Origin of the sequence: Burkholderia sp. Bp9142, from assembly GCF_003853415.1 — a bacterium.
Lineage (GTDB): Bacteria > Pseudomonadota > Gammaproteobacteria > Burkholderiales > Burkholderiaceae > Burkholderia.
In genome coordinates, this window is sequence record NZ_QTPP01000061.1 from 1 (window position 1) to 12,224 (window position 12,224).

The 12,224-nt window shown below is 68.3% G+C and carries 10 protein-coding genes; 1 reads left to right on the top strand and 9 read right to left on the bottom strand.

All coding sequences use genetic code 11. The features are described 5' to 3' along the window. Positions 1-138: 138 nt before the first annotated feature. From DIE22_RS36285 to hutH, 9 genes are all read right to left on the bottom strand, one after another. Positions 139-1,476 (bottom strand): glutamine synthetase family protein, encoded by a 1,338-nt coding sequence (locus DIE22_RS36285; protein ID WP_124501823.1) that lies wholly within the window; start codon positions 1,474-1,476, stop codon positions 139-141. A gap of 12 nt (positions 1,477-1,488) precedes the next feature. Next, positions 1,489-2,295 (bottom strand): gamma-glutamyl-gamma-aminobutyrate hydrolase family protein, encoded by an 807-nt coding sequence (locus DIE22_RS36290; RefSeq protein WP_124607390.1) that lies wholly within the window; start codon positions 2,293-2,295, stop codon positions 1,489-1,491. A gap of 703 nt (positions 2,296-2,998) precedes the next feature. Continuing rightward, complete coding sequence (gene hutG, locus DIE22_RS36300; RefSeq protein WP_124607391.1) at positions 2,999-3,796, bottom strand: N-formylglutamate deformylase; 798 nt, start codon at positions 3,794-3,796, stop codon at positions 2,999-3,001. A 60-nt stretch (positions 3,797-3,856) separates the two neighbouring features. Continuing rightward, complete coding sequence (locus DIE22_RS36305) at positions 3,857-5,233, bottom strand: formimidoylglutamate deiminase (RefSeq protein WP_124607392.1); 1,377 nt, start codon at positions 5,231-5,233, stop codon at positions 3,857-3,859. A gap of 23 nt (positions 5,234-5,256) precedes the next feature. Next, positions 5,257-6,480, bottom strand: coding sequence for an imidazolonepropionase (hutI, locus tag DIE22_RS36310; protein WP_124607393.1), 1,224 nt, complete (start codon positions 6,478-6,480; stop codon positions 5,257-5,259). 4 nt (positions 6,481-6,484) lie between these two features. Continuing rightward, entirely contained in the window at positions 6,485-7,123 is a 639-nt protein-coding gene (locus DIE22_RS36315; protein ID WP_124501829.1) for a HutD family protein, read from the bottom strand. 2 nt (positions 7,124-7,125) lie between these two features. Further along, positions 7,126-8,814, bottom strand: coding sequence for a urocanate hydratase (gene hutU, locus DIE22_RS36320; protein WP_124501830.1), 1,689 nt, complete (start codon positions 8,812-8,814; stop codon positions 7,126-7,128). A 38-nt stretch (positions 8,815-8,852) separates the two neighbouring features. After that, positions 8,853-9,548 (bottom strand): histidine utilization repressor, encoded by a 696-nt coding sequence (gene hutC, locus DIE22_RS36325; RefSeq protein WP_124607394.1) that lies wholly within the window; start codon positions 9,546-9,548, stop codon positions 8,853-8,855. Between the two features lie 4 nt (positions 9,549-9,552). Next, positions 9,553-11,076 carry a histidine ammonia-lyase gene (hutH, locus tag DIE22_RS36330; protein WP_124501832.1) on the bottom strand — a complete coding sequence of 508 codons (1,524 nt, stop codon included), beginning with the start codon at positions 11,074-11,076 and terminating at the stop codon, positions 9,553-9,555. A 226-nt stretch (positions 11,077-11,302) separates the two neighbouring features. Here hutH and DIE22_RS36335 point away from each other — a divergent pair, with 226 nt between their 5' ends. Continuing rightward, positions 11,303-12,223 carry a glutamate/aspartate ABC transporter substrate-binding protein gene (locus tag DIE22_RS36335; RefSeq protein ID WP_124607395.1) on the top strand — a complete coding sequence of 307 codons (921 nt, stop codon included), beginning with the start codon at positions 11,303-11,305 and terminating at the stop codon, positions 12,221-12,223. Position 12,224 lies beyond the last annotated feature (1 nt).

Consider the following 12,224-nt stretch of genomic DNA (forward strand, 5'->3'; position numbering starts at 1 on the left):
GCGCGATTGAGCGCGCCCATGTCCGAGAACGGGTGGATGTGGTGCGCGGCGTCGAGCGCGCGGTATTCGGCGGTCGTCCGCGCGGCGGCGGCTTCGTTTCGTTCGGTCATGTTTGCTCCGCGAGTCGGTGCCGCACGCTCACACGTGCAGCAGCAGATGACGGCGTTCCCACGAGCTGATCACGCGGAAGAACGCTTCGTATTCGGTTTCCTTCAACGCCAGGTACGCCTTCACGAACTTGTCGCCGAGAATGCCGGCGAGCGGCGTGCATGCGGCCATCAGCGAGATGCCCTCCTCGAGATTGCGCGGCAGCTGGTACGGCAGGTCGTAGCCGTCGGACGCAATCGGCTCGGTCGGCGCGAGCTGCTGCGTGAGACCGAGATAACCGGCCGCAAGCGTCGCCGCGAATGCGAGGTACGGGTTGCAATCGACGCCCGGGATCCGGTTCTCGATGCGCCGCGCGACCGGCGTCGACTGCGGGATGCGGAACCCGACCGTGCGGTTGTCGTAGCCCCACTGCACGTTGATCGGCGCGGCCATGAAACGCGACAGGCGGCGATACGAGTTGATGTACGGCGCGAAGATCGGCATCAGCGCGGGCGTGTATTTCTGCAGTCCCGCGAGATAGCTGTGGAACATCGGTGACACGACCCCGCCTTCGTCGGCGAACAGGTTGTCGCCGGTGCGCGCATCGGCGAGGCTCTGGTGGATGTGCATCGCGGAGCCCGGCTCGCCTTCCATCGGCTTGGCCATGAACGTCGCGTACATGTTGTGCCGCAGCGCCGCCTCGCGCACCGTGCGCTTGAACAGGAACACCTGGTCGGCGAGCGACAGCGCGTCGCCGTGCACGAAGTTGATCTCCATCTGTGCGGCGCCGACCTCGTGGATCAGCGTCTCGATGTCGAGGCCCTGCATCTCGCAGTACTCGTAGATGTCCTCGAACAGCGGATCGAACTCGTTGACGGCCTCGATCGAATACGACTGGCGGCCCGTCTCCGCGCGGCCCGTGCGCCCGACCGGCGGACGCAACGGCAGGTCGGGATCGGCGTTCATGTCGACCAGGTAGAACTCGAGCTCGGGCGCGACGACGGGCTTCCAGCCCTTCGCCTTGTACAGGTCGAGTATGTGGCGCAGCACATAGCGCGGCGAGATCTCGACCGGCGAGCCGTCGAAGTGCACGCAGTCGTGGATCACCTGCGCAGTCGGGTCGACCGCCCACGGCACCAGGCAGATCGTCGACGGATCAGGCACGCACACCATGTCGGGATCGGTCACGCCGGTCAGCGTGCCGTCCTCCGGATAGTCGCCGGTGACGGTCTGCACCATCACGGCCTGAGGCAGGCGCATCGATTCGCCGGATTCGAATTTGTTGCGCGGAATGATCTTGCCGCGCGCGATGCCGGCCATGTCGGGAATGATCGCCTCGACTTCGGTGATGCGGTGCTGACGCAGGAATTCGCTCAGTTCGGGTTGCATGATCGGCCTCGTTCAGTCGACGTCGGATGCGGCAGGCGACGGCATGGTGCCGCCGGCCGCATGAATGCGGTGTGTCATGCGCGCGCGGCACGCCGCGCCGAATGCCGCGAAGATGTCGCGCGACAGCGGCTGTTCCGCGAAACGCCATTCGGGGTGCCACTGCACACCGAGCGCGAACGCGCGCGCGCCGCGTACGCTGACGGCCTCGATCAGCCCGTCGGGCGCGCTCGCTTCGACCGCGAGCCCCGCGCCGAGCCGCGCGATGCCCTGGTCGTGCAGCGAATTGACCATCGCGTCCTGCGCGCCGCGCGCGACCCGTTGCAGCAAGCCGTCCGGCGCGAGCTGCACGCGGTGCGCTGGGCCGTACTGCCGCTCGAGCGGATCGCCGTCGCGCTCGCGATGATCGTGGAAGCCGGGGCTCGCATGCAGCCGCTGATGCAGCGTGCCGCCATACGCGACGTTCAGCTCCTGCATGCCGCGGCAGATCGCGAGCACCGGCACGCCCGCGTCGATCGCCGCGCGGATCAACGGCAGCGCGGTCGCGTCGCGCGCGGGGTCGTGCAGCGTGTCGGGCGTACTCGCCGGGCCGCCGTAGTGATGCGGCTCGACGTTCGAATAGCTGCCGGTCAGCAGCAGCCCGTCGATCGACGCAACGATCGCGTCGACCGGCTGCCGCGCTCCCAGCGCGGGCAGCACGAACGCGAGCGCGCCGGCGCCGTCGACCAGCGCGACGAGATACTTCTCGCCGGCCGTATGGTTCGGATGGGCGCCGCGCAGCATGCGGTCGGCAGTGACGGCTACGATCGGGCGCGGTCGCATGATCGCCTCCGCGATAAGCGCGCGACGCGTGCGGACGCGCGCAACGGTGGAAGCCCGCGGTGGCGCGACACGCGCCCATGCGCGATCGTGCCGCGCGGACGGTGCGGCAACAGTCGGTGCGGCCCGATGCGAAAGAGGAGAAGGACGCTAGGGCAACAATGACGCGCTGCCGTCGCACTGCACCGCGCTGAATACGTGCGCGGCCACCAGGTTGAAGCGGCGCAGGCCGCAATGGGACACAGCGAAGAAACGAGGCTCGCGTATGAGGGCGGCGCGCGTGCCGCGATCAGCATGCCGGATCGGCCCGGCCTGAGGCGGCGCGCCCGCCGACGGACTTCGGGTCCGGCGTATCGAAGGGCTGGCGGCTTTCACGATCGTACTCGACTGACTGATGAAGGCAGGACACGTGTCGCTATGAAGCGGAGGCGGCAATGCCGCGCGGCGACACGTCGGCAAGGTGTCTCGCAACGGATTCCGGCTCGGTGCGGCGCTGATCGACGCCGTCGCCGCCGCTGCGCGCGTGACAACTTCCTGACATTCAGCTTATATCACCTGAAAATTGCGTCAAATTTTCAGGTGTCGATCCCGACATCGATCAGACGAAAAGAACGGCATCGGCCGGCCGGGTCGATGCCGTTTTGTGCGCTGCGCCGGCGTGCGCACTGCGCGCCGGCGGCCGTGGCGCGCGCAGCGTGCCGACGGATCAGCGATGTGCGAGCGCGGTTTCGACGAGCGTCCGCAGCAGCGGCACGATCCGCGCGGCACGCGCTTCGTCGTACGCGTACGGACGCGTTTCTTCCATGTAGGTGATCTGCGACAGTTCGAGCTGCACGGCTTCGACGCCGGTGGCGGGCACGCCGTAGTGACGCGTGATGTAGCCGCCCTTGAAACGCCCGTTCGCGACGGCCATATATCCGCCGTGCGCGGTCACGCATGCGGCGAGCGCTTCGGCAAGGCCGGGCGCGGCGCTCGCGCCGCTCGACGTGCCGAAGTTGAAGTCAGGCAGGCGGCCTTCGAAGAAACGCGGCACGTGCGAGCGGATCGAATGCGCTTCCCACACGAGCACACGGCCGTGCTCGCGCTTCAGGCGCGCGATCTCGCCTTGCAGCGCGTCGTGATACGGGCGCCAGTAGCGGTCGCGGCGGCGCATGATCTCGTCGTTGCCGGGCAGCGCATTCGCCGGATACAGCGGCGCCTTGTCGAACGTGTCGACCGGCACGAGCCCGGTCGTGTCCTGCCCCGGGTACAGGTTCTCGTTGTCGGGCGGACGGTTCAGGTCGACGACGTAACGCGCGTGCGACGGCACGAGGATCGATGCGCCGAGCGTCGCCGCGAACCCGTACAGCCGCTCGAGGTGCCAGTCGCAATCGTCGACGAAGCGCGCGTCGGGCGTCATCGTCGCGGCGATGTCGTCGGGGATGTGGGTGCCTGCGTGCGGAATCGAGATCAGCAGCGGCAACGTGCCCTGCTTCAGCGTGAATACAGCCGGTTGTTCAGTCATGTCGCATCACCGTAAGAGTCTTGCCGGCGCACGCGCGCGGCGTGCGCCGGGTGCCGCGCGTCAGCGCAGCAGTTGCGCCAGCGCGGCGCGATAGTCGGCATACGCGAGCGCTTCGTCGCGATGGCGGCGGCCGCTCACGACGCGTTCGCCGCCGGTGTAGACGTCGCGCACCGGCGTGTCGCCGTGCTCCGCGAACACCGCGCCCGACAGCCAGGCTGCGCTGCCGTGTTCGGCGATCGCCGGATGGTCGGGATCGAGCACGAGCCAGTCGGCGCGGCAACCTTCGCGCAGCGCACCGATGCGCCGCCCGCTGGCCTGCGCGCCGCCCGCGAGCGACGCATCGAACAGCCGGTCGGCGACCTGCGCCTGCGTGTCGCTCGCGAGCACGTTGCGCGCGCGATGCACGAGCCGCTGCCCGTATTCGAGCAGCCGCAGTTCCGAGCGCCAGTCGACCGAGGCGTGGCTGTCCGAGCCGACGCCGATCACGCCACCCTGCGCGAGATAGTCGACGGCCGGGAACACGCCGTCGCCGAGGTTCGCTTCGGTGGTCAGGCACAGGCCGGCCACCGCGCGGCGCTTCGCGAGCGCGGCCGTTTCGGCCGCATCGACGTGCGTCGCGTGCACGAGGCACCAGCGCGCATCGACGTCGAAGCGATCGAGCAGCCATTGCACGGGACGCGCGCCGTAGGCCCGCACGCAATCGTCGACTTCGGCCGTCTGCTCGGCGATGTGAATATGCACCGGCGCGTCGTCGGGCAGGCCTTCGAGCAGCACGCGCAGCCCGTTTTCGGACACCGCGCGCAGCGAATGCGGCGCGACGCCGTAGCGCAGGCCGCCGTGCTCGGGCGCGACGCGGCGCATCGAGTCGAGCAGTTCGAGCAGGCCGTCCGGCGTGTTGATGAAGCGGCGCTGGTCATCGCGCGGCGGCTTGTTGCCGAAGCCGGCGAACTGGTACGACACGGGCAGCATCGTGATGCCGATGCCGGCCGAGCGCGCCGCGTCGATCACGCGCGTGCCGAGTTCCGCGATCTGCGGATAGCGCGAGCCGTCCTGCGTGTGATGCACGTAGTGGAATTCGCATACCGACGTGTAGCCGCACTTGAGCATCTCGACGTACAGCCAGCGCGCGATCGCCGCGAGCGCGTCGGGCGTGATCTTCAGCGCGAAGCGGTACATCAGGTCGCGCCAGCTCCAGAAGCTGTCGGCGGGATTCGCGCGGTATTCGGTGAGCCCCGCCATCGCGCGCTGGAACGCGTGCGAATGCAGGTTCGGCATGCCGGGCAGCACGGGCCCGGCCGCGCGCGCGACGCCTGCCGGCGCATCGGTGTCGGGCGTCACGTCGGTCAGCGTGCCGGCCGCGTCCCAGCGCAGCAGCACGTTGCGGCGCCAGCCGTCGGGCAGATAGGCATGGTCCGCGAACAGCGTCATTTCGGTCATGGTGAGTCTCGTCTCTTGCAAGGCTAGCCGTTCATCCGGCGAAACACCGTCGCACCGCCGCGCACGACCTGCTCACACAGCGGCCGGCCGATCCAGTAAGCGAGCTCCGACAGCGAGCCGACCGACCAGGCCGCGAAATCGGCCTGGCGACCGATCTCGAGCGCACCGTGGCGATCCGCGCGGCCGAGCGCCGCGGCCGCATGGCGCGTCACGCCCTGCAGCACCTCGGGCACCGTCATCCGGAACAGCGTGCAGCCCATGTTCAGCGTCAGCAGCAGCGATTCGAGCGGCGACGTGCCGGGGTTGTGGTCGGTCGCGAGCGCGATCGGCACGCCGTGCTTGCGCAGCAGCTCGATCGGCGGCAATTGCGTTTCGCGAATGAAGTAATACGCGCCGGGCAACAGCACGGCGACCGTGCCGGCTGCCTTCATCGCCTCGATGCCGGCTTCGTCGAGAAATTCGAGGTGGTCGGCGGACAGCGCGCGATAGCGCGCGGCAAGCGCGGTGCCGCCCGCGTTCGACAACTGCTCCGCGTGCAGCTTCACCGGCAGGCCGCGCCGCGTCGCGGCCTCGAACACGCGCTCGGTCTGCGCGAGCGAAAAGCCGATGCGCTCGCAGAACACGTCGACCGCGTCGACGAGCCCTTCGTCGGCGAGCGCCGGCAGCATCCGTTCGCACACTTCGTCGATATAGTCATCCGCGCGGCCCGCGTATTCCGGCGGCAGCGCGTGCGCGCCGAGGAACGTCGTGTAGACCGTGACCGGAAAGCGCTCGCCGAGCTGGCGCGCGACGCGCAGCATCTTGCGCTCGCTCGCGAGGTCGAGCCCGTAGCCCGACTTGATCTCGATCGCGCTCACGCCTTCGGCGAGCAGCGGCTGCAGGCGTGCGGCGGCCTGCACGAACAGCGTCGTCTCGTCGGCCGCGCGCGTCGCGCGCACCGTCGACACGATCCCGCCGCCCTGCCGCGCGATTGCCTCGTAGCTGACGCCGGCGAGGCGCTGCGCGAACTCGTCGGCGCGCGTGCCGCCGTACACGAGGTGCGTGTGGCAGTCGACAAGGCCCGGCGTCACCCACGCGCCGTGCAGGTCTTCCCGCTGCCAGTGTGCGTAACCGTGCGGCAGCGCGGAAAATGCGCCCAGCCACACGATCGTGCCAGTTTCGTCGACGGCGATCGCCGCGTCGTCGATCGTTTCGTCAGGGTGGCCGTGCGGACACAGCCTCAGGTGATGCCAGACAGTCGGTTTCATGCGTTCAGTCTCGTTCGCCGACGGCGAGCGACACGGCGAGCAGCGCGCCGCCTCCGCTCACGACGACGTCAAACGCACGCCGCGGCCCGTCGAGCCGCAGCGTGTCCATTTCCTGCAGTGTGTAGTGCGCGCCGTCGATCCCGATGCCGACCGCGCCGGCCGCGCAGAACAGCAGCACGGTATCGGCGCGCTCGACGCGGTGCGTGCCTTCGGGCCACACGTCGACGCTCCCGCGTGCGGCCGAGCGGCGCGTCATCAGGTTGAAGTCGCGCGTCGCGCCGTCGTGCAGCGTCGCGTCGATCGGCGTTTCCCCGGCAAAATCCGCACGGGCGAGCGACGCGTCGAGCACATGGCGCGCACCGCCCGCTTCCGCGAGCGTCATGCCCGCGCCGGACAGCAGCACGAGCGTGCGGTCGACGCCGTCGAAACGCGAGAACGGCCCGGGTGCGCCGACGTCCGCAACGCTCACGCGCCACGCGAACGCATCGAGCGCGGCGCCCGGCGGCGCCCCGAAGGACGTCCCCTCGGGGGAAAATGCCGCGATTTCGCGCGTCACGCCGCCGCCGTTCTTCCACGGCGACGCAACGAGATCCGCCGCGCGGATCAGCGTTGCGTGCACCGGCGCCTGGTCGAGCGCCGTCATGCTCAGCGGCCGAGCATCGGCAGCTTCAGGCCGGCTTCGCGGGCCGTCTGCTGCGCGAGTTCGTAGCCGGCATCCGCATGGCGCATCACGCCCGTCGCCGGATCGTTCAACAGCACGCGGCCGAGACGCTCGTGCGCGTCGGCGGTGCCGTCCGCGACGATCACGACGCCCGAGTGCTGCGAGAAGCCCATCCCGACGCCGCCGCCATGGTGCAGCGACACCCACGATGCGCCGCCCGCGGTGTTCAGCAGTGCGTTCAGCAGCGGCCAGTCGCTCACGGCGTCCGAGCCGTCCTTCATCGATTCCGTCTCGCGGTTCGGGCTCGCGACCGAACCGGTGTCGAGGTGGTCGCGGCCGATCACGATCGGGGCCTTCAGTTCGCCGTTCTTTACCATCTCGTTGAACGCCTGGCCGAGGCGATAGCGATCCTTCACGCCGACCCAGCAGATCCGTGCCGGCAGGCCCTGGAACGCGATGCGCTCACGCGCCATGTCGAGCCAGTTGTGCAGGTGCGGATCGTCGGGGATCAGCTCCTTCACCTTCTGGTCGGTCTTGTAGATGTCTTCCGGATCGCCCGACAGCGCGACCCAGCGGAACGGACCCTTGCCTTCGCAGAACAGCGGGCGGATATAGGCCGGCACGAAGCCCGGGAAGTCGAACGCGTTCTCGACGCCCATTTCCAGCGCCATCTGGCGGATGTTGTTGCCGTAGTCGAGCGTGGCCGCGCCGCGCTCCTGCAGCGTCAGCATCGCGCGCACCTGGACGGCCATCGACTGCTTCGCGACCTTCACGATGCTTTGCGGATCGACCTTCTGCGCCTCGCGCCATTGCGCGACGGTCCAGCCTTGCGGCAGATAGCCGTTGATCGGGTCGTGCGCGCTCGTCTGGTCGGTCACGCAATCCGGCGTGACGCCGCGCTTGACGAGTTCCGCGAACACGTCGGCCGCGTTGCCGAGCAGGCCGACCGATACCGGCTTGCCGGTGCGCTTCGCTTCGTCGATCATGCCGAGCGCTTCGTCGAGCGTCGTCGCCTTCTTGTCGACGTAGCGCGTCTTCAGGCGGAAGTCGATGCGCGTCTCGTCGCACTCGACCGCGATCATCGAGAAGCCGGCCATCGTCGCGGCCAGCGGCTGCGCGCCGCCCATGCCGCCCAGGCCGCCCGTCAGGATCCAGCGGCCCGACGGGTCGCCGTTGAAGTGCTGGTTCGCGACCGAGAAGAACGTTTCATAGGTGCCCTGCACGATGCCCTGGCTGCCGATGTAGATCCAGCTGCCGGCCGTCATCTGGCCGTACATCATCAGGCCCTTGCGGTCGAGCTCGTGGAAGTGGTCCCAGTTCGCCCAGTGCGGCACGAGGTTCGAGTTCGCGAGCAGCACGCGCGGCGCATCCTTGTGCGTGCGGAACACGCCGACCGGCTTGCCCGACTGGATCAGCAGCGTTTCGTTTTCCTCGAGATCCTTCAGCGACGCGAGAATCTGGTCGTAGCATTCCCAGTTGCGCGCCGCGCGGCCGATGCCGCCGTACACGACGAGCGCATGCGGATGCTCGGCGACTTCCGGATCCAGGTTGTTCTGGATCATCCGGTAGGCCGCTTCGGCCAGCCAGGTCTTGCAGGTTTTCTCGCTGCCGCGCGGTGCGCGGATCGTGCGCGTCGGATCGAGGCGGGGATCGATGTGTTTCGGATGGTTCATGACGACTGCTCCCGAGGGAAAGTGAATATCAATAGGAATCAGAAATGCCCGGTGAAGCGATAACGGCTGCCGGGGTGCCACAGATTCGCCACCGAGGCGACGACGCCCTGCGACCAGGTGCGCCGATGTAAAACCAGACACGGCTCGACGTCGTCCATCCGCAGCTGCTCGCGCCGCTCGGGCGCCGGAGCCGCCGCTTCGATCCGGTACTCGACGCGCTGCAGCGGCGCCGCGCGCATCAGGTACAGGTTCGGCGTCGTGTTCGTGAAGTCCTGCTCCGCATAATCCGGCGCGACCGCCGGATTCACCCACCGTTCTTCGAGCTGGACGGGTTCGTCATTCTCGAAGTGCAACACCTGCGAATAAAACAGCTTCGCGCGCACGGCCACCTGCATCTCGTCCGCGAGCGCCTCGTCGGCCCGGATCGTCTCGAGGCCGAGCACGCTGGCGCGGTACGCATGCCCGCGGGCATCGACCTCTTCCGAGATGCTGCGGATCGCGACGAGCGTCGACTCGTACTTCGGCCGCGCGACGTAGGTGCCGGCGCCCTTCATGCGCGTGAGCACCTGCTCGGCCGTCAACTCGCGCAACGCGCGGTTGACGGTCATGCGCGCGACCTTGAACTCGCGGGCCAGTTCGTTCTCGGAGGGCACCTGGTCGCCCTCCGCCCACTCGCCGGCGTGAATGCGGCCCAGGATGAAATCCTTGATCTCCTGGTAGACCGGCGCGCTCATGGGCTTACTGTTCCGAGGCGAACGAGAACGGCGCGACCTTCGCGAACGCGCGCTCGCCGACGAGCGTCGCGATCACGGCGATGTCCGGTGCGAAGTAGTGGTCGAGCTCGTAGTGCGCAACCTTGCCGCGGATCGTTTCCATCACGGGCGCGAGCTTCGGGCTCGTGTGGTACGGCGCGCGCAGGTCGACACCCTGGGCGGCGGCCAGCAGTTCGATCGCGAGGATGTGCTTCGTGTTGTCCGCGATGTCGGCGAGCTTGCGTGCGGCGAACGTCGCCATCGACACGTGGTCTTCCTGGTTCGCCGAGGTCGGCAGCGAGTCGACCGACGCCGGGTGCGCGAGCGTCTTGTTTTCCGATGCCAGCGCGGCGGCCGTCACGTGGGCGATCATGAAGCCCGAGTTCACGCCGCCGTCCTTCACTAGGAACGGGGGCAGGCCCGACAGCGTCGCGTCGATCAGCAGTGCGATGCGGCGCTCGGCCAGCGCGCCGATTTCCGATGCGGCAAGCGCGAGGTTGTCGGCCGCGAATGCGACGGGTTCAGCGTGGAAGTTGCCGCCCGACAGCACTTCGCCGGTATCCGGGAAGATCAGCGGATTGTCCGACACGGCGTTCGCTTCGATCAGCAGCACGTCGGCCGCGTGGCGCATCTGGTCCAGGCATGCGCCCATCACCTGCGGCTGGCAGCGCAGGCTGTACGGATCCTGCACCTTGTCGCAGTCGCGGTGCGACTGGTTGATCGGCGAGCCTTCGAGCAGGTCGCGGTACGACGCGGCCGCGTCGATCTGGCCTTGATGGCCGCGCAGTGCGTGGATGCGTGCGTCGAACGGCTTCACCGAGCCGGCTGCCGCGTCGACCGACAGCGCACCCGCGACGAGCGCGGTGCGGTACAGGTCTTCGATCGCGAACATGTTGTCGAGCGCCAGCGCCGTCGACGCCTGCGTGCCGTTCAGCAGCGCCAGGCCTTCCTTCGCCTGCAGCGTGAGCGGCGCGAGGCCCGCGACGCGCAGACCGTCGAGCGCGCTCGCGCGCTCGCCGCGGATGAACACTTCACCGACGCCGAGCAGCACGGCCGACATGTGCGCGAGCGGCGCGAGGTCGCCCGATGCGCCGACCGAGCCCTTCACCGGGATCAGCGGCAGCACGTCGGCGTTGAACAGCGTGATCAGCGCGTCCATCACCTCGCGGCGGATGCCCGAGTGGCCGCGGCCGAGGCTCGACAGCTTCAATGCCATCAGGAGGCGCACCGACGAACGCGCCATCGGCTCGCCGACGCCGACCGCATGCGACAGCACCAGGTTCTTCTGCAGCAGCTCGAGCTGATCGTGCGGGATGTGCGTGCTGGCCAGGCGGCCGAAGCCCGTATTGATGCCGTAGGCCGGCTCGCCCTTTGCCGCGATGTCGGCGACGGCCTTCGCGCCGGCGTCGATCTTCGCGAAGCTCGCCGGGTCGAGCTTGAGCTGTACGGATTCGCGAGCGATCTTGCGCAGTTGCGGGAGGGTCAGGTGGCCGGGGGTCAACGTAATCATGTGAGCAATCCTGTCTAGACAAGTTCGGGATGAGTTGCAGTGTAGCCACTGGAACTTGTCTAGACAACCCCGTTTTTCATGATTTCGACTCGGGAGTTTCCCTGATGCCCGGCGCGGCCCGCCGGACCGGCCCGGCAGGCAGGGTAATTAACATATGTTGCAAATATTTTGTTTTTGGCAACATACGAATCCTCACTCCCCTGCAACCTGCCTCTGGAGACCTGCCATGACCATCCCGCCCCGGTTGACCGCCCTGTCCGGCCGCAGCCTGCTCGTCGCCGCCTGCGCGCTCGCGTGCGGCACGTCGCTCGCCGCCGAGCCGCTGTCCGGCACGCTCGAGAAGATCCGGCGGGCCAACCTGATCTCGATCGGCCACCGCGAGACGTCGGTGCCGTTCTCCTATGTCGACGCGAGCGGCAAGGTGGTCGGCTTCTCGCAGGACCTGTGCGACCGCGTGATCGCCGCGGTGAAGGCACGCACCGGCAAGCCCGACCTGCAGGTGCGCTTCATTCCGGTCACGTCGCAGAACCGCACCCCGCTGGTGCAGAACGGCACCGTCGATCTCGAATGCGGAGTGACCACCAACCTCGCCGCGCGCCACGCGCAGGTCGCGTTCTCGAGCACCTTCTTCGTCGCGACGACACGCCTGCTCACGCGCACGAGCTCGGGCATCCGCGACTTCCCCGATCTCGCCGGCAAGACGGTCGTGACCAACCAGGGCACCACGTCCGAGCGCCTGCTGCGCAAGATGAACGAGGAAAAGAAGATGAACATGCAGATCATCAGCGCGAAGGACTACGGCGAAGGACGCCTCACGCTCGAATCGGGCCGCGCGGCCGCCTACATGATGGACGACGTGCTGCTCGCCGGCGTGCGCCAGCTCGCGGCGAAGCCGGCCGACTGGACGATCGTCGGCACGCCGCAATCGTCGGAGGCGTACGGGTTCATGCTGCGCAAGGACGATCCGCAGTTCAAGGCGCTCGTCGACGGCGTGCTCGTGCAGTTGATGAAGCGCGGCGAGATCAATGCGCTGTACGACAAGTGGTTCATGAAGCCGGTGCCGCCGAAGGGGCTCGCGTTCGACTTCCCGATGAGCGACGTGATCAAGGCGCGCTACGCGGCGCCGAACGACGCGCCGCTCGAGTGAG

Bases quoted from the DNA above. Each gene is read 5' to 3' on its own strand.
- DIE22_RS36285 (WP_124501823.1), bottom strand. From the start codon at position 1,476: ATGCAACCCGAACTGAGCGAATTCCTGCGTCAGCACCGCATCACCGAA.
- DIE22_RS36290 (WP_124607390.1), bottom strand. From the start codon at position 2,295: ATGCGACCGCGCCCGATCGTAGCCGTCACTGCCGACCGCATGCTGCGC.
- hutG (WP_124607391.1), bottom strand. From the start codon at position 3,796: ATGACTGAACAACCGGCTGTATTCACGCTGAAGCAGGGCACGTTGCCG.
- DIE22_RS36305 (WP_124607392.1), bottom strand. From the start codon at position 5,233: ATGACCGAAATGACGCTGTTCGCGGACCATGCCTATCTGCCCGACGGC.
- hutI (WP_124607393.1), bottom strand. From the start codon at position 6,480: ATGAAACCGACTGTCTGGCATCACCTGAGGCTGTGTCCGCACGGCCAC.
- DIE22_RS36315 (WP_124501829.1), bottom strand. From the start codon at position 7,123: ATGACGGCGCTCGACCAGGCGCCGGTGCACGCAACGCTGATCCGCGCG.
- hutU (WP_124501830.1), bottom strand. From the start codon at position 8,814: ATGAACCATCCGAAACACATCGATCCCCGCCTCGATCCGACGCGCACG.
- hutC (WP_124607394.1), bottom strand. From the start codon at position 9,548: ATGAGCGCGCCGGTCTACCAGGAGATCAAGGATTTCATCCTGGGCCGC.
- hutH (WP_124501832.1), bottom strand. From the start codon at position 11,076: ATGATTACGTTGACCCCCGGCCACCTGACCCTCCCGCAACTGCGCAAG.
- DIE22_RS36335 (WP_124607395.1), top strand. From the start codon at position 11,303: ATGACCATCCCGCCCCGGTTGACCGCCCTGTCCGGCCGCAGCCTGCTC.